At 57.6% G+C, this 15,395-nt stretch carries 18 protein-coding genes; 10 read left to right on the top strand and 8 right to left on the bottom strand.

Annotated features, from left to right (window positions below; genetic code table 11):
* Positions 1 to 48 precede the first annotated feature (48 nt).
* The 9 genes from OLX77_RS08820 to rlmB all read left to right on the top strand — a co-directional run bounded on the left by OLX77_RS08820 (position 49) and on the right by rlmB (position 7,282).
* Complete coding sequence (locus OLX77_RS08820; RefSeq protein WP_307633229.1) at positions 49 to 1,470, top strand: sigma-54-dependent transcriptional regulator; 1,422 nt, start codon at positions 49 to 51, stop codon at positions 1,468 to 1,470.
* 219 nt (positions 1,471 to 1,689) lie between these two features.
* Positions 1,690 to 2,232 carry a response regulator gene (locus OLX77_RS08815; RefSeq protein ID WP_307633228.1) on the top strand — a complete coding sequence of 181 codons (543 nt, stop codon included), beginning with the start codon at positions 1,690 to 1,692 and terminating at the stop codon, positions 2,230 to 2,232.
* The gene (locus tag OLX77_RS08810; RefSeq protein ID WP_307633227.1) at positions 2,172 to 2,747 is read left to right on the top strand and encodes a rhodanese-like domain-containing protein; all 576 of its coding nucleotides are present in this window, start codon (positions 2,172 to 2,174) and stop codon (positions 2,745 to 2,747) included. The genes OLX77_RS08815 and OLX77_RS08810 overlap by 61 nt, the downstream gene beginning before the upstream one ends.
* A gap of 3 nt (positions 2,748 to 2,750) precedes the next feature.
* The gene (locus OLX77_RS08805) at positions 2,751 to 3,488 is read left to right on the top strand and encodes a rhodanese-like domain-containing protein (RefSeq protein ID WP_307633226.1); all 738 of its coding nucleotides are present in this window, start codon (positions 2,751 to 2,753) and stop codon (positions 3,486 to 3,488) included.
* Positions 3,489 to 3,714: 226 nt separating this feature from the next.
* Entirely contained in the window at positions 3,715 to 4,704 is a 990-nt protein-coding gene (gene rfaE1 / locus OLX77_RS08800) for a D-glycero-beta-D-manno-heptose-7-phosphate kinase (protein WP_307633225.1), read from the top strand.
* Entirely contained in the window at positions 4,701 to 5,582 is an 882-nt protein-coding gene (locus OLX77_RS08795; protein WP_307633224.1) for a YicC/YloC family endoribonuclease, read from the top strand. Before rfaE1 ends, OLX77_RS08795 begins: the two co-directional genes overlap by 4 nt.
* A gap of 9 nt (positions 5,583 to 5,591) precedes the next feature.
* Complete coding sequence (locus tag OLX77_RS08790; RefSeq protein WP_307633223.1) at positions 5,592 to 5,876, top strand: DUF370 domain-containing protein; 285 nt, start codon at positions 5,592 to 5,594, stop codon at positions 5,874 to 5,876.
* On the top strand, positions 5,873 to 6,499 hold the full coding sequence (gmk, locus tag OLX77_RS08785; protein ID WP_307633222.1) for a guanylate kinase: 627 nt from the start codon (positions 5,873 to 5,875) through the stop codon (positions 6,497 to 6,499). The genes OLX77_RS08790 and gmk overlap by 4 nt, the downstream gene beginning before the upstream one ends.
* Positions 6,500 to 6,526: 27 nt before the next feature.
* Positions 6,527 to 7,282: a 23S rRNA (guanosine(2251)-2'-O)-methyltransferase RlmB gene (gene rlmB, locus OLX77_RS08780; RefSeq protein WP_307633221.1), complete on the top strand. Its 756-nt coding sequence runs from the start codon at positions 6,527 to 6,529 to the stop codon at positions 7,280 to 7,282.
* Between the two features lie 15 nt (positions 7,283 to 7,297).
* On the opposite strand, the gene OLX77_RS08775 is transcribed toward rlmB, so the two are convergent.
* Positions 7,298 to 7,885, bottom strand: coding sequence for a TetR/AcrR family transcriptional regulator (locus OLX77_RS08775; RefSeq protein ID WP_307633220.1), 588 nt, complete (start codon positions 7,883 to 7,885; stop codon positions 7,298 to 7,300).
* A gap of 120 nt (positions 7,886 to 8,005) precedes the next feature.
* Here OLX77_RS08775 and OLX77_RS08770 point away from each other — a divergent pair, with 120 nt between their 5' ends.
* Entirely contained in the window at positions 8,006 to 8,407 is a 402-nt protein-coding gene (locus tag OLX77_RS08770) for a c-type cytochrome (RefSeq protein ID WP_307633219.1), read from the top strand.
* Between the two features lie 57 nt (positions 8,408 to 8,464).
* Here the strand turns inward: OLX77_RS08770 and rpsA are convergent, their stop codons facing one another.
* From rpsA to murI, 7 genes are all read right to left on the bottom strand, one after another.
* Positions 8,465 to 9,697, bottom strand: a complete 1,233-nt coding sequence (gene rpsA, locus OLX77_RS08765) for a 30S ribosomal protein S1 (RefSeq protein WP_307633218.1) — start codon at positions 9,695 to 9,697, stop codon at positions 8,465 to 8,467.
* A 69-nt stretch (positions 9,698 to 9,766) separates the two neighbouring features.
* Positions 9,767 to 10,279 (bottom strand): YfcE family phosphodiesterase, encoded by a 513-nt coding sequence (locus tag OLX77_RS08760; RefSeq protein ID WP_307633217.1) that lies wholly within the window; start codon positions 10,277 to 10,279, stop codon positions 9,767 to 9,769.
* Positions 10,276 to 11,367 (bottom strand): pyridoxal phosphate-dependent aminotransferase, encoded by a 1,092-nt coding sequence (locus OLX77_RS08755; protein WP_307633216.1) that lies wholly within the window; start codon positions 11,365 to 11,367, stop codon positions 10,276 to 10,278. Before OLX77_RS08755 ends, OLX77_RS08760 begins: the two co-directional genes overlap by 4 nt.
* A 1-nt stretch (position 11,368) precedes the next feature.
* Entirely contained in the window at positions 11,369 to 11,920 is a 552-nt protein-coding gene (gene cobU / locus OLX77_RS08750) for a bifunctional adenosylcobinamide kinase/adenosylcobinamide-phosphate guanylyltransferase (RefSeq protein ID WP_307633215.1), read from the bottom strand.
* On the bottom strand, positions 11,917 to 13,758 hold the full coding sequence (locus tag OLX77_RS08745; RefSeq protein WP_307633214.1) for a RiPP maturation radical SAM C-methyltransferase: 1,842 nt from the start codon (positions 13,756 to 13,758) through the stop codon (positions 11,917 to 11,919). Before OLX77_RS08745 ends, cobU begins: the two co-directional genes overlap by 4 nt.
* A 150-nt stretch (positions 13,759 to 13,908) precedes the next feature.
* Positions 13,909 to 14,568 (bottom strand): outer membrane lipoprotein periplasmic chaperone LolA, encoded by a 660-nt coding sequence (gene lolA / locus OLX77_RS08740; protein ID WP_307633213.1) that lies wholly within the window; start codon positions 14,566 to 14,568, stop codon positions 13,909 to 13,911.
* The gene (gene murI / locus OLX77_RS08735) at positions 14,565 to 15,377 is read right to left on the bottom strand and encodes a glutamate racemase (RefSeq protein ID WP_307633212.1); all 813 of its coding nucleotides are present in this window, start codon (positions 15,375 to 15,377) and stop codon (positions 14,565 to 14,567) included. The genes lolA and murI overlap by 4 nt, the downstream gene beginning before the upstream one ends.
* Positions 15,378 to 15,395: the final 18 nt, after the last annotated feature.

Here is a 15,395-nt window from a genome sequence, read left to right as displayed (position 1 = left end):
CGACTCAGCTTTGCCCCGCGCCAGCCTGAAATTATAGGAGCTTTTTTCATGGATAAACAGCTTTCCCCGGTGAGCCCCATCCTGTTGGTCGATGATGAGGAGGCCTGGCTGCACAGCTTCAGCCTAACCCTGCGCTCCGTGGGCTTAAGCAATATCCGCTGCTGCGCCGACAGCCGCAAGGTAATGGAGATTCTCGCCAGCGAGGAGGTGGGGGTAATCGTTCTTGACCTTACCATGCCCCACCTCTCCGGGGAAACGCTGCTGCCGGAAATCGTCCGCGAACATCCGCAGATTCCGGTGATCATCATCACCGGCCTCGATCTGGTGGATACCGCTGTGCAATGCATGAAACTCGGGGCCTTCGATTACTACACCAAGGTCAGCGAGGAGACCCGCCTCATCGCCGGGGTACAACGGGCCGTTGATTTAAGCCGATTGCGCCAGGAAAACGACCTGCTCAAGGAGCATTTTCTCAAAGACAAACTCGATCATCCCGAGGCGTTCAGCCGGATCGCCACCCACAATAAGGGGATGCGCTCAATCTTCCAGTACATGGAATCCATCGCCAACACCAGCGAACCGGTACTGATCTCCGGGGAAACCGGGGTGGGCAAGGAGCTCATCGCCCAAGCCCTGCATGCGCTCAGCAAGCGGAAGGGCGAATTTGTCCCGCTCAACGCGGCGGGTCTTGACGACACCATGTTCGCCGACACCCTGTTCGGCCACAAGAAGGGGGCTTTCACCGGGGCCGATCAAACCCGGCGAGGACTCATCGAACAGGCAACGGGCGGCACCCTGTTTCTCGACGAAATCGGCGACCTCTCCCTGCTCTCGCAAACAAAACTGCTCCGTCTTCTTCAGGAAAGGGAATACCTGCCTTTGGGCTCGGACCTTCCCAAACGCACCGACTGTCGAATGATCTTCGCCACCCACCAAAATCTCCAGGAGATGCAGACAGAGGGAACCTTTCGTAAGGATCTCTACTACCGGCTCCACGCCCACCGCATCCATATTCCCCCCCTACGGGAAAGACTCGATGACCTTCCCCTGCTGGTCGATCTTTTCTTCGAAGAGGGGGCAGCCCGGCTCAATAAGAAAAAACCTGCCTTTCCCAAGGAACTCATCTCCCTGCTGGGCACCTATGATTTTCCCGGCAATATTCGGGAACTGCAAAACATGATTTTTGACGCCGTGAGCACCCACAAGAATCGCACTCTGTCCATGGACTCCTTTAAGGATTACCTTCGCCTCAGGCGACCCCATCTGGACGGGGAAGTCAAAAAAGTTCCGCAAACCCAGACCCCATTCAGCGATCTTCCCCAGCTCCCTTCCATCAAGGAGGCGAGCTATCTTCTGGTCCTGGAGGCGCTGAACCGGGCCAACGGCAATCAAACCATTGCCGCGGAAATGCTCGGCATCACCCGGCAGGCTCTCAACTGGCGGCTCAAACAGGCGGATCGGGAGATCTAAACGCCGAGCAGAAAACAGTCAGCCCCCCAGCATCGCCCCTCCTTCCGCAAACCTCCTTGCACCCCTAGCTGAAACACCACCCCCCCACACCAAGAACTTTCCCATAACATTACAGACAGTTACTCACACATGATCGCCCTTGGCATCCATCTTGCTTTATAAACAGAACAGCATAAACAACGGAGTTTCACCGCAAAATAACTTTACACCACCGAGCGCATGAGAACACGACACATCCTTCTCGCCGAACGCAAACCCAACCTGCAACACAGCCTCGGCCTGATGCTCAAACAGGCCGATTACCGTGTCCAGCTTACCGATACCACGGAAGAAGCATTGACCATGCTCAAAGGGTTGCACAATACCCCTTTGTCCATCGATCTGTTCATCGCAGATCTCGATACGGGCACGGAAGAAGTGTGCCGCCTCTTCATGCAGAGCCTGTCTGCCAACGATATTACAACCCCCTATCTGGTCCTGGCGGAAGAGCTCTGCGATAAAACGCTCGACGCCTTCAAAAATCACGGCTGCCTGGGTTGCATAACCAAACCTTTTGAACCGCAAACCCTGCTCCGGAGCGTACACAATGCCCTGGAGCAACTCTCTTCACAAGAGAGGCTCCCCCCAGAAAGAAAACCACTACAACCGAACACGAAAAGCGCCATAAAAGAGCAACCATCACATCTGCAAGGAGAACAATCATGCAAAACAAGCAGTTACGAAAATGGCTTCCGTTTCTTCTCGTTACGGGGCTTCTGGTAAGCGGCCCGAGCCTCACCGGCCCCCCTGCTTTTGCCGCGGATCCTGCCCCGCAAGCCGCCCAGAAGACCAACAGCCTTGCCGGTAAGGTTAGCGGGAAATCCAACAAGGCCAAAACCATCTCCATTGAGGTGAAGGGCAAAACAGAATTCCTGAAGTTCGATGACAAAACCACCGGGCTTGAGCATGCGGACGAAGGCGAAGCCGCGGTCATTCAGTTTGAAATGCGGGGGGATGAAAAATATGCCACCACCATCAAACCAAAGCTGGCCAGCCTGCCCGAAGGCGTGAAGGAAATGAAGTCCGATGAGGTGGCCAAACTCATTGCCATGGGTCCGGATGAGGGCAAGTACGTGCTGATCGACTCCCGGCCGGCACCGCGTTACCATGAAGGCCATCTTCCCACGGCCATTTCCATCCCTGATAACGTGATGAGTGAAACCGGCGCTGCCTACCTGCCCGGGGATGCCAAACTGAAAGACCTGCAACTCATTTTTTACTGCGGGGGCTACACCTGAGGCATGAGTCCTCATTCCGCCGGTCTGGCGAAAAAAATGGGTTACACCAACGTACATGTCATGCTCGAAGGCATTCCCGGTTGGAAAAAAGCGGGAAAAAGCGTAACCGCCTCCGAAAAATTTGTCCAAACAGGCAACATCGTCCTGGTGGATTTACGCACCAAGGAAGAGTATGAAGCGGGCCACATCCCAAGGGCACACAGCATCCCCATGGCTTCTTTGGCCGCGCAAGAAGACAACCTCCCGCTCAAAGCCCCGATCGTGGTCTACGCCAACTCCTTTGTTGAGGCACAGAAGGGCTATAACATGATCAAGAAGTGGGGCGCAAAAACCGTCTCCATCTGGCCGGGCGGGGACAAATCCTGGACAGCCTCCGGCAAAAAACTGGCCAGTGGCCCAACTCCTGGCGCCATTAAATGGGTTCGGCAGATGGGCAAGGGCGAGGTCGGGGTGGCTGAATTCAAAAAAGCCATGGATGGCACCACCAATCAGGTCATCCTCGATGTCCGCACCAAGGATGAGGTACAAACCGGTGCCTTCAAAAATTCCATCGCCATCCCCTTGGACCAGATTGAAAAACGCGTCGGCGAATTGCCCAAGGGCAAAGAGATGCTGATCCATTGCACCACCGGGGCCCGGGCCGAAATGGCCAAAAATGCCCTGGACAAAGCAGGTCTCAAAAGCCGTTTTCTCATTGCCGATGTTGAATGCGAACAGGGCAAGTGTGAGATCAGCGAATAACCCCGTTGCTCCTTAAGAAATAGCTGCCCTCCCGCAGCTGTTTTGCTGGGCCAGGCCCTGCCGGAACCATCTCCGGCAGGGCCTTTTTTCATCCGGACCAGGCAACATTCTTTACTTGCCCAACCCCCCCAAGCGGTCTATAATTGCTTTTCTCGTTTCATAATGGCAGGTTGCGCCTCATCTCTACAACCCTGCCCTCTTAGCAATATGACCCAGGAGCCGGTCCGTGACCCTGTCCAGCACAAAGAAAAAACAACTGCGCGCCGCGGTTGGCAAGTTCAGCTCGGCCAATATCCTGGTGCTCGGCGACATCATTGTCGATCACTTCATCTGGGGCTCTGTTTCCCGGATCTCCCCGGAAGCGCCGGTGCCGGTGGTCGACGTCACCCACGAGAACCTGCTCCTCGGCGGGGCGGCCAACGTCCTGCACAACATTTACGCCCAGAACAGCCGGGGTTCCCTTTGCGGCCTGATCGGCAACGACGCCATGGGCGATCATCTTTTGGGACTGCTGGCGGAGCTCGGCTCCCCAACCGGGGGGATTGTCCGCACCGGCAACCGCCCCACCACCCTCAAAACCCGGATCGTAGCCCAGCACCAGCAGGTGGTCCGCTTCGACCGGGAAAAAACCGGGGAGCCAAGCCCGGAACGGCTGGCGGAGATCTGCCGCTTCATCGACGATCATCTGGAGAGCTTTGACGCGATCATCGTCTCCGACTATAATAAGGGAATGATCAACCTGCCCCTGATGGAACACCTGCGGAGCAGGGCCAAGAAACGGAAGATCCCGGTGATCATCGACCCCAAGCCCCAGCACCCGGAACGCTTCCTCGGCGCCACCATCATCACCCCCAACCTGCACGAGGCCGAGCGCATGGCCGACATGGTCATCAAGACCGAGGAAGACCTGCAGACCGCAGCCCATATTTTGCAGAAAAAACTGGCGAGCGACGCGGTCCTTATCACCCGGGGCGAGGCGGGCATGGCCTTGTACGAAAAAGGCCATCCTCTCTTCACTATCCCCACCATGGCCAAGGAGGTGTACGATGTCACGGGTGCAGGCGACACGGTGATCGCTACCCTGGCCCTGGGCTTGGCCGTTGGCCTTTCCCCCGCCGATGCCGCCACCATCGCCAATTTCGCCGCCGGCATCGTCGTCGGCAAGGTGGGCACGGCCACGGCCTCCACTGCGGAACTTCTTGAGGCAATCGGATGAACAGACCGTTGAGCATGACCGGCTACGGCCGAGGCGAAGTGACCGGGGCGAAAAGCTGGACCGTGGAGGTCCGCTCGGTGAACCACAAGTTTCTTGATCTGAGCATCAAGATCCCCCGCAAGTATCTCGGCCTTGAAGACCGGATCAAAAAAGAGATCTCCAGTTACTATAACCGGGGTCATGTTGACGTCTATGTCAATCCCGGCGCAGAGGCGGGCGACACCATCCGGCTGGCCGCCAATCTGCCCCTGGCCCGCAATTATTACCAGTGCCTGGAGGAGATCCGCCAGGATCTCTCCCTGCCCGACGGACCGACCCTGGCCATGATCCAGAATTACAAGGAGATTATCGTTGCCCACGAGGAGGAGGAAGACCTTGAGGCGGTCTGGCCCGAGGTATCCCAGGCCCTAACCCTGGCGCTGACCATGGCGCAGGGTATGCGGGAGCAGGAAGGCGCATCGCTCAAGGCCGAACTAGACCAGCGTTTGCAAGAGTTTGCCAAGACCGTGGAGGGCATTGCCCAGGATATCCCCTCCATTGTCCAACGGAGGACGGAGAAGCTCAAGGAACGCTTGGCCAATCTCCTGCAGGGGGTCGATCTTGACCCGCTCCGCTTGGCCCAGGAGGTGGCGATCATGGCCGACAAAGCCGATGTCACCGAAGAGGTGGTGCGGCTTCGCAGCCATATCAGTCAGTTTTCCGGCTTTCTTGAGGCGGACGAGCCCGTGGGCCGCAGGCTTGATTTCCTCCTTCAGGAATTCCTGCGGGAGATCAATACCCTGGCCTCAAAGATCAGCGATGCGCCCACCGCCCATCTCAGCGTGGAGTTGAAAACCGAGGTGGAAAAACTCCGCGAACAGATTCAGAACCTTGAGTAAGGAAAGAGCATGGACCAGAGAATGATCAACGTGGGCTTCGGCAATTCCGTTCTCGCCGGCAGGGTGCTGGCGGTGGTGAACCCTAAATCCTCGCCCATGAAAAAACTCCGGGAAGACGCCAAGGAACAGAAACGGCTCATCGATGTGACCGAAGGCCGCCGAACCCGTTCCATCATCATCCTGGACAGCAACCACGTGATCCTCTCCTCGGTGCAGCCGGAAACCATCACCCTGCGCTTCATGACCTCCTACGACAGGCACGAGGAAGAGCAGCCGGAAAAGGCGGGCAAATGATGCGCGGCAATCTTTTCGTCATCTCCGCCCCCTCGGGGGCAGGCAAGTCCACCATCCTCAAAAAATTACTGACCACGGTAGCCAATCTTGCCTTTTCGGTGTCGCACACCACCCGAGCCCCTCGGACCGGCGAGTGCGACGGCCGGGAGTACCACTTTGTCGATCGGGCCACCTTTGAAGGGATGCGCGATGAGCAGGCCTTTCTCGAATGGGCCGAGGTGCATGGCAATCTTTACGGCACCAGTCGGGCGGCCATTGAGGCACAACAGGCACAAGGGCTTGACGTTTTTCTCGACATTGATGTGCAGGGGGCCAAACAGCTCCGGGATTGCGGACACCCGGGCGCCATCTTCCTCTTCATTGCCCCGCCCTCGTGGGCTGAGCTGGAAAAACGGTTACGGGGGAGAGGCACAGACCCGGAGGAAACCGTGCAGCTACGCTTGCACAATGCCCGAAAGGAGATGGCTGAGGCCGAGAGCTACGACTATCTGGTGATCAACGACCGTCTGGACGAGGCCGTGGATACCCTCCGTGCAGTGGTCATCGCCGAACGCTGCAAAGGGCGCCGCAATCCGAACGGCACCCCCCTCGACCTCGTGGCCATGGGCCTCGCCGCACAATAACCTCGGTCATCTTTGTATGGAGACGCCATGAGTAACCTGCCTGACAACGATGACATCCTCTGGGGCATCCATCCCATCCTTGAGCTGTTACGGCTTCAGCCCAAAAAGGTACGGGAGGTGGTGATCCAGCAGGGCAAGGCAGGCAACAAGATCCAGGAAATCATCACCCTGGCCCAGGAACAAGGGGTCAAGGTCCGCTTTTTACCGGGTCAGCGCTTTCCCAGCTCTCCGGACAAAACCCATCAGGGAGTATTGGCGAAAACAGCGCCGGTCTCCACCTGCAGCCTGCACGAGTTATTGAAGGCGGCAAAAGATGAGGAGCAGCCGCTCATCGTGGCGCTGGACTCCATTCAGGACCCGCACAATTTGGGGGCCATCATCCGCACCGCCGCGGCAGCCGGAGCAACCGGCATCATCCTGCCCAAGGACCGTTCGGCCCCGCTCAACGCCACCGCCGCCAAATCGGCGGCCGGGGCCATGGCCCACCTGAAACTCTGCCTGGTCACCAATCTGGTCACCAGCCTGCAAAGCGTGAAAGAGAAAGGATTCTGGGTCTATGGTGCGGCGGGCGAGGCGAAACGGACCGTGTTTGAAACGAAATTTGCCGGCCCCGTCTGTCTGGTGATCGGCGGCGAGGATAAGGGGATGCGGCCCTTGGTGCGCGAGCATTGCGATGAGCTGGTCGCCATCCCCATGGCCGGCAGCCTCAACTCCCTGAACGCCTCGGTGGCGGCAGGGGTCATCCTTTTTGAGATCGTCCGCCAGCGGCAGGGCAGCCACTGAGCTCCCAGACCAGGCTCACTTCCCGTCGAGCAGCCGGACAACTGCCCCGGCAACCTCTTGGAGCGCGCTCACCGGAGCATCGGCCATGGCCAGAACAACCATGCCTGAGGTGGTCGCGGTGATCGCGGCAGCCACTCCGGCGCAATCAAAGCCCGGGGGAAACTCTCCCCGTTGCACCCCTTCCCCAAGCACCTTCTCCACCACTTTCCGCTCGCGGCGAAACAATGCCGCGACCATCTCCTTGGTTTCCCGATCATGCTGATGCCGCTCAAGCGCGGAAAGAACCGCCAGGCAGCCGCCCGGTGTTTCCGGATTGAAATGAAAATCAATGACAAAGGCCAGCCACTTCTTAATCGCCTCCCGGGATGACGCCGCCGCGCCAGTGACGGTGTCAAGCATTGCCTCCACCTGGCCGATATAGAGGGAGAGGCACCGCTTGAACAGGCTGCGTTTGTTGCCAAAGGCGTTGTAGATGCTGGCCCGCTTCAGCCCTGTTCCTAATTCCAGATCGTGCAACGAGGTCGCAGCATAGCCCTTTTGCCAAAAAAGGCGCATGGCCGCTTCAAGTGCCTGGTTCTCATCAAATCCCTTTGTCCTGGCCACGGATCCCCCCGATACTTCCTTTACCGTTCGATCAAGAAAATCGATTGACACCCTTCAAAACAGGATTATATTTTATATTTATATTGTATCGTTTGGTACAAAAAAATCATGAGGCCGCCCATGAACCGTTTCGCCTTGTCCCTCGCCGCCCTGCTTCTCGTGCCCGCCTTCGTCAATCAGGCACATGGTGCCCCCAAAACCCGCTATGACGCGACCACCAAAACCTGCCGGGTTCTAAGCGATGGACCACTGGAGTGGGAAAGCCGCCCTTGGGGCGAGGGCGGCAAACTCTTTGCGAATAACTGCAAGAGCTGCCACACCCGCAACAACGACAAGGGCGCCCCCTTTCTCTGGGCAGAATCAAAAAGCTCGGCTGGCTGGAACCGGGTCTTTGAAACCCGCTCCGCGAAATGCGCCAAACAAGGCGCCTGGGACTCCATCACCCTTGAACAGCAATTGAAGCTCAACGACTATCTGTACCGTTGGGCGTCAAACAGCCTGGACACTACCGACAGCTGCTGACGCTAAGACACGCTCTCCCGGTTCGGGAGAAAAACAGGCAACAGCCCAACAAGGGGCCTATTTTGTCTGCCCCTTGCTGAAAAGATCGGCAAAGGTGCCCATGGGCTTGGACTCCTTCTTCTTTTCCGCGATGTACTGACGGAAATCTCCCTGATTTTCGCCTTCACCCCCTCCCCTCTCCTTTTTCCCCCCTGCTTTCCCGGTCTGCGCCGCCCCTTCCGCCTTGGCAGGCAGGGGCAAGGAGAGGGACAACCGTTTTTTCTCCGGGTCCACACTGTCGATCTTCACCTCAAGGGCATCGCCCACTTGGACGACCTCGCGGGGATGGCTGATACGCCGACCGGCGCCCAGCTTGGAGATATGCACCAGGCCGTCGATGCCGGGCGCGAGAGCAACAAAGGCGCCGAATTCCGTAAGGCGAACAACCTTGCCCGTGACGACGCTGCCCTCGGAAAACATCCCGCTGATCCCATCCCAGGGGTCGGGCAGGGAGTCCTTCAGACTGAAGGAGAAGCGGTCCTGATCCCAATCGAGCTTGAGCACGGTGACGGTCACCTCCTGGCCCACACTGATCCGCTCGTGAATATCCTCGATCCTCCCCCAGGCGATCTCGGAAACCGGAATCAACCCCTCAATGCCGCCGATATCGACAAAAGCGCCGAAATCACGAATGGAAGTAATGACCCCCTTGACGGTCTGGCCAATGGCCAAGGAGTCGCGCAACCCCTCCTTCTGCTGGGCCCGTTCCTCCTCAAGCAGGGCCCGGCGGGAAACAACGATATTCTTGCCGTGTTCGCTGAATTTTGTGACTTTGAAGACGAATTTATTGCCGATATACTCCTCATTGTTTTCAATCCGGCGAATATCCATCTGGGAAAAAGGGCAAAACGCCCGGACGCTCCCGGAAAACCGCACCTCAAAGCCGCCCTTGATCTCGCTGGTCACCGTGCCCTCTACCGGGATCCCGCTCTGACATGCCTCGTCCAGATGACCGGCCAACGCCCCGCCACTTACCTTGGAGGTAAACAACCGTTCGTTATTCTTCTCGGAAAGAAAATAGACCTGCACCCGGTCGCCTTCAGCAACGGTGAGGTTGCCCTCCGCATCGGTGAATTCGTTTTTGGCCACCGCCCCTTCGCTTTTGGCTCCCAGATCGAGAAAGATCCATTCCTTGGCAATCCGCACCACGGTGGCTTCGATCTTCTGGCCCGGACGCAGACGTTCCTTGGGGCCGGAGGCTGTTTCCTGGAACATTTCGGCGAAGCTTTTATTGTCATCGGTCATTGTCATCACACTCACCTGAACCTTGTTTTTTTCATGATTCTGAACCACAAAATGTGGATTTTCTCTCGTTTCACTTCAATCATCGCCAATGGCGGAACCGATCTCCACCCGTTCCACCTCTTTGGTTTCGCACTGCAGGATACAAAATCCCGGCTGCCCGTCTTTACCGAGCAACTCCCCGGGATTGATCAGCAGAGAGTCGCCGACCTTTTCCACCAGATAGCGGTGGTTATGTCCGCAGCATACCACATCGAACATCCCCTGACAGGCGATCCCCCTGGCCATCTGCGGATAATGGGTAAAGGCGATCTTGAGCCCCCCCGCCTCCACTGCGCCCAGAATCCCGTGATGGCTGATGGTGGGAAAACGGAGCCCACAGGATTGGGAGATGACATGCTGGTCGCCGACATTATTGCCGTAGATCAGATGCACCGCCCCGCTGAACCGGGCAAGTTCGTCAAGCATGAACGGGGAAATCAGATCGCCGCAATGGATAATCATGCTCACGCTGAAAGCATTGCAGTATTTCACCGCCCCCCGCAGGTTGAGGATGTGATCGTGGGTATCGGAAATTATGGCGATTCTCATGGCTTGTTCCCCAAAATCTCGGCAAGCGCGGCCAGACAGCGCGCATTGCGCTCGGGTTCTTGCAGGGAAACCCGAAAATAATGGTCGTCCAGCCCGCTGAAGTTGCTGCAATCCCGGATCATAATGCGCCAAAGAAGCATCGCCTCCCGCAACTGGGGGGCGGTCATGGACCCGGTCAAGCGGCAGAGGATAAAATTCGCCGCCCCTGGAATCACCCGCACCCCGGGCAGAGCCGAAAGCCGGGCGACAAAATCCGGGCGAACCCGGCCAATAAAATCGCGGACCGACTGCACATAAGAATCACCATGGGTAAGAAGATACTCCCCTGCCACCTGGGCCATGCGGTTCACCCCCCAGGGCTTGCGGTGCACCGCGAACCTGGCCATCTTCTCTTCGTTGGCCACAAGAAAACCGAGGCGCAGACCGGGGATGCCGTAGATCTTCGAAGAGGAACAGAGGAGAAAGAGATTGGCAGGCAGAGGAAACCCGGCAAGAGAAGGCTCGTTGACAAAGGGCAGGTACGATTCGTCGATGAGAAATTCCGAGGCAGGATGGGCAAGAATGAAGTCGAACAGTTCGCGGCTTGCCACCACCCTGCCGGTGGGATTATTGGGGTTGCAGAGAAAGACCAGCTCTCCCCCGGCCAGACGGGCGGAGAGGCGATTGAAATCAAGGGAGAAATCATCCTCTGCGGTGAGGGTGAAGAAATCAACCACGATCCCGGCCCACTCGCAGGCCGGCCGGTAATCCCCATAGGTGGGGGCAACAATCAGGGCACGCCTGCACCCAGCACTTGCCGGCACGGCATAGATAAATTCGGTGGTGCCGTTGCCCGCCAAAACCTGCTCAGGCCGGCAGCCGTATTTGCCGGCAAAGAGGTTGACCAGGGTTTCGCTGCCGCTTTCAGGGAGAAAGCCGATCTCGGGCAGTCTTTCGACCAGCACTTCCCGCAGACCCGGCACCATGCCCAGCGGGCTGAGATTGCTGCTCAGATCGACGAGTTCGCCAACCCCACAGCCCAGCCGTCTGGCCATGGAGAGAATATCCCCGCCGTGGGCGCCCTGGGCGCTGATGCTGATGGTCTCCATCTTAACCCTTGAGCCGCAGGGGCAGACCGGCGGTCACCAGCACCACCTGCCGGCAGACACCAGCCATCTGCTGATTGGTCCAGCCGGCCAGGTCGCGAAAGCGTCGTCCCAAGGGTGACTCCGGCACGATCCCCAGACCGACCTCGTTGGCAACCAGAACCACCGAGACCGAAAGAGCCGCCACGCTCTCAGATAAGCGGGCAACCTCCCCTTCAATCTTCTCGTCGCTCCAGTCCTGCATCATCATATTGGTAAGCCACATGGTCAGACAATCCACCAGGAAGACCTCGGTCCCGATCTCATTTTTAGCCAACACCCCGACCAGATCCAGCGGCTCTTCCAAGGTCAGCCAGCCACCCCCGCGGCTCTGCCGGTGCAGGGCAATACGCTGCTCCATCTCCGCGTCATCGCGGGATTCAAGGGTTGCGACAAAAACCTTGTCCGAAAAATTTTCGCCAACCCATTGCTCGGCGTACCGGCTCTTGCCGCTCCGGCAACCGCCGAGCACCAGTTTTTTCATGGGCAGCTGCCCGGGCGCTTGTGTCTGCGTCATAACTCCGTACCTGAAGCGGTGTGTACTGCCAGGGCAAGGTACCTTGTTCCCTGGGAAAAGAGCAACCGTTTTGCCGTAAGTTCGGTAAGAAAAGTTGCCAGCTGCGCCCTGCCAAGCTTGGGAAACTGGCGGGCCAGGGCCTCGAACTCGACGATTGTTTCACAGGCGAGGTAGAGAGCCCGGGAGGTCCCGCGCAACCGGTGATGCAGGGTCGCCTGGTCGGGCAATTCCTGGCGGATAATCAGGATATTCCCCGCATCACGGTAGGAAAGCAGGGGGACCAGATGGGCCGGGCAACGCCTTGCCGCATGGAACCGTTGCCAGGCCCGGATCTTTTCGACCACCGGCTGCCAAAGCCTGCGCTGCTTTGCCCGATCCCCGCGATAGTCGTTGATCAGCAGGGTCAACCCCTGAAGCATCTGCGACGGAAAGAGCTTGCGGTTATGCGGATGCTGCACAATGGCCCGGATCCCGTAATCTTGGGGCTTGCAGGCAACCTCGCAGCCATGGCCGAGAAAAAAAGAAGCTGCGGTCAGGGGGGTAAAGGGCAGGACAAAATCGAGGTTCATCAAAGTTTCCTGCACCTCCGTCTCGGTGGAGCCAGGAAAGCCAGTGATCAGGTTTCCATCCAAGCGGATCCCCAAGGCAACGCTCTCCTTCATCAAGGCCAGATTCTCCATGACCGTGGCCCCTTTGCGCATCCTCTCAAGAAGCCCCTGACTGAGGGATTCGATTCCGGCCTGCACCGCCACCAGTCCCCCCTGCCGGTACTGCTTGAGGATATCGCCCCGCTGGTTGACCCTAATTTCAGCAAAAAAACGAAAATCCTTTTTGCTGGCGTCCATCCTGGCAAAAAAATCAGGCGCTTCCCGCCCGGGCAAAACATTGTCCGTAAAGCTGAAGTCAAGACAGCCATGACGCCCAGAAAGATGCAGCACCTCCCGCTCCATTTGTTCCGCACTCTTGCCGCGATAGCCGTGCCACTGGAGATTAAGATTACAGAAAGTGCATTTCCCCCACCAGCAGCCTCGGGAAAACTCCACCGGCAGTTCCGGCACAAAGGGCTCTCCGGAAAATTCCCGGCGCAGTTCCTGAAAATATCCGTCATAGTCGGGAGTTGGCAGCTCGGAAAGCCCCTTGAGCTGGCAACCGACAAAGGGCTCACCGGTTGTCTGCCCCGTTCGCGCCATAACCTGGGGAAGCAGCGCGATCTCCCTCCCTGCCAATACCCGGCAGAGATTTGCTAGCGGGATCTCCCCCTCGCCATGCACTACATAATCAAGCCAGGGAAAAACCTCGAGCAATGAGCTGCCCATTTCCGCCACACAGGAAGAGCCGCCAAAGACGATGGGCAGTTGTGGCTGCAGCGCCTTGAGCTGTTTGGCCGCCAGAAGCGAGGCCAACAATTGGTTGAAGCAGACGGAAAACCCCACCAGCTCGAACTGACCCCAATCCTGCCCGGCGAGCCACTGGTGGAGATGCGTTTCGACCTTTGCCCAGAGGATATCTATCGTGTTGACGCCAGCCGAATCGCACTGCTTGAGCCTTTTCGCGAGAAAGCCACGCAGCACTGGGCGCTGTTCCGGAAAGAGCAGCCCGGCATAGAGGCCCTCACAGAGCCAAACATCCTGAGAAATTTCCCGATAGAGTTCAAGACCGAGGCTCTTGGTCAACCCCAGATAGGGATGCAGACAGGCAACCTGCATCTCCGGCTCGGCCTGGGACAAATAGCCCTGAAGCGCGCCCAACTGGATAGAAGGGCGATTGAAAAGGGCCCAGGGCATGGAGATCACCCCCAGACGAAATGGGGGACGCGGCTTAACTGTGTTCTCAGCCATTCCTAGTACTCTTAGTCATTAGAGACAATATTTCGCCCCCAGAATAAAAAATCTCAGCAGTGCTGCAGATGCGCGGAAGAGGTTTGCGAAGTGTGCTAGTGCACACGAGTAGACCGATGACAACGCAGATGCGGTGTTGCTAAGATTTTTTTACTGCTCGATGATTTCCGTGCCCAGCGGCGGGACGAAGACGAAGGTTTCCGGCGAGACCGCTGCGTTGCGTCTGATATTTAAAAAGGTCAAATCGGTTATGCTGCCGAAATGATCGACAATCTCAAGACGGCGAACCATGAAATTCTCATCAATCCAGACATGGAGATAATCCACCTGCGGATGCGCGGTCTTGGGCACGAGCTTGATCACCTTCAGACTCGCATCCCCCTGCCTCTCAGGCGGCAGCACCTTGAAATCGCGAACAATATTTCCGGTACCGACAAAGAAGGCATAGGTGACATCGGAATTGATATATTGCGAAACCGGCTGCACTATCATCTGGGCGGAATCGGCCATATATAAGGAAACCTTCTTGCTGTCGCTGATCAACACCTGCCGCTCCGGAGTCTGGTAATCCCAGCGGATACGCCCGGGCTTGAAGATGACCAACGTCCCGGCGCCAAGCCGCTTGCGGGTGGTCATAGGCACCGATGTCGACTGCTTAAAATCGGCGGTCATGGTTTTGGTCTCTTCATAGCGGGCCTGGAGTTTTTGCGCTAACTCTAGGGGGGTGAAAGTGGCACACTGGCCGGCGCGGGGCAAAACCGCCAGGGACATGAGGGCACCCAACAGAACAAGCAGGACTTTACAATTCATGACAAATGACTCCTGTTAAAGATGTCAGAGGCAACCTTTTCCAGGGTAATGGGGCGGCCAAAGACCTTTCTGGCAATATCAACAGCCGCATCGGTTACATCGGACACATAATAATGGCTTTCCCCGTTGCGTTCGAGCTGCTGCGCGATTGCCGGATTATTTTCCAGAAAAAGGGCCACACTTTCCGCCACCACCTCGGAGGAATCAATGATCGTCACCCGCTTGCCGATGCGCGGCTGGATCAGCTCCTTCAACAGCGGATAGTGGGTACAACCCAGGACAAAGGTGTCCACCTGCCTGAGCCGGAGCGGCTGCAGATACCGGCGGAGAATCATCTTGGTTTCCCGTTTGTTCAGCCAGCCCTCCTCAACCAGGGGAACCAGAAGGGGACAGGCCTGGGAATACACGGTGTATTCAGGCTGCTCGTCCAGAATCTTTTTTTCATACACCCCGCTCTTAATGGTGGCCCGGGTGCCGATAACGCCGATCCGGCCGGAGCGGCTGGCAGCAACCGCCTTAGTGACCGCCGGACTGATGACCTCGAAGATGGGTTCGGCAAACTCCTGCTGGAGGATCTCGGAGGCTACGCTGGCGGCAGTATTGCAGGCGACAATGATGATCTTCGCCCCCTGCCCGAGAAGAAACTCGGTATTCTGCCGGGCATAGGCGATAATGGTTTCCGGGCTTTTCGAACCATAAGGGGTCCGGGCCAGATCGCCGAAATAGGCAATGCGGTATTGCGGCAGGAGCTGCTCAACCGCCCTGGCCACCGTCATCCCGCCCACGCCCGAATCAAAAATACCAATCATGGAAATCTCACCATAAAA

The organism is Thiovibrio frasassiensis (genome assembly GCF_029607905.1).
GTDB classification, from domain to species: Bacteria; Desulfobacterota; Desulfobulbia; order Desulfobulbales; family Desulfurivibrionaceae; genus Thiovibrio; species Thiovibrio frasassiensis.
Note: the sequence above shows the minus strand (reverse complement) of the source record. Positions and strands in the feature narration are given on the sequence as shown.

What these genes read in the sequence shown, in the direction of transcription:
- OLX77_RS08755 (WP_307633216.1), bottom strand. Translation starts at nt 11,367, where the DNA reads ATGGAGACCATCAGCATCAGCGCCCAGGGCGCCCACGGCGGGGATATT.
- rpsA (WP_307633218.1), bottom strand. Translation starts at nt 9,697, where the DNA reads ATGACAATGACCGATGACAATAAAAGCTTCGCCGAAATGTTCCAGGAA.
- OLX77_RS08815 (WP_307633228.1), top strand. Translation starts at nt 1,690, where the DNA reads ATGAGAACACGACACATCCTTCTCGCCGAACGCAAACCCAACCTGCAA.
- gmk (WP_307633222.1), top strand. Translation starts at nt 5,873, where the DNA reads ATGATGCGCGGCAATCTTTTCGTCATCTCCGCCCCCTCGGGGGCAGGC.
- OLX77_RS08805 (WP_307633226.1), top strand. Translation starts at nt 2,751, where the DNA reads ATGAGTCCTCATTCCGCCGGTCTGGCGAAAAAAATGGGTTACACCAAC.
- OLX77_RS08820 (WP_307633229.1), top strand. Translation starts at nt 49, where the DNA reads ATGGATAAACAGCTTTCCCCGGTGAGCCCCATCCTGTTGGTCGATGAT.
- OLX77_RS08770 (WP_307633219.1), top strand. Translation starts at nt 8,006, where the DNA reads ATGAACCGTTTCGCCTTGTCCCTCGCCGCCCTGCTTCTCGTGCCCGCC.
- lolA (WP_307633213.1), bottom strand. Translation starts at nt 14,568, where the DNA reads ATGAATTGTAAAGTCCTGCTTGTTCTGTTGGGTGCCCTCATGTCCCTG.
- cobU (WP_307633215.1), bottom strand. Translation starts at nt 11,920, where the DNA reads ATGACGCAGACACAAGCGCCCGGGCAGCTGCCCATGAAAAAACTGGTG.
- OLX77_RS08790 (WP_307633223.1), top strand. Translation starts at nt 5,592, where the DNA reads ATGGACCAGAGAATGATCAACGTGGGCTTCGGCAATTCCGTTCTCGCC.
- murI (WP_307633212.1), bottom strand. Translation starts at nt 15,377, where the DNA reads ATGATTGGTATTTTTGATTCGGGCGTGGGCGGGATGACGGTGGCCAGG.
- OLX77_RS08745 (WP_307633214.1), bottom strand. Translation starts at nt 13,758, where the DNA reads ATGGCTGAGAACACAGTTAAGCCGCGTCCCCCATTTCGTCTGGGGGTG.
- OLX77_RS08810 (WP_307633227.1), top strand. Translation starts at nt 2,172, where the DNA reads ATGCAAAACAAGCAGTTACGAAAATGGCTTCCGTTTCTTCTCGTTACG.
- OLX77_RS08760 (WP_307633217.1), bottom strand. Translation starts at nt 10,279, where the DNA reads ATGAGAATCGCCATAATTTCCGATACCCACGATCACATCCTCAACCTG.
- rlmB (WP_307633221.1), top strand. Translation starts at nt 6,527, where the DNA reads ATGAGTAACCTGCCTGACAACGATGACATCCTCTGGGGCATCCATCCC.
- OLX77_RS08795 (WP_307633224.1), top strand. Translation starts at nt 4,701, where the DNA reads ATGAACAGACCGTTGAGCATGACCGGCTACGGCCGAGGCGAAGTGACC.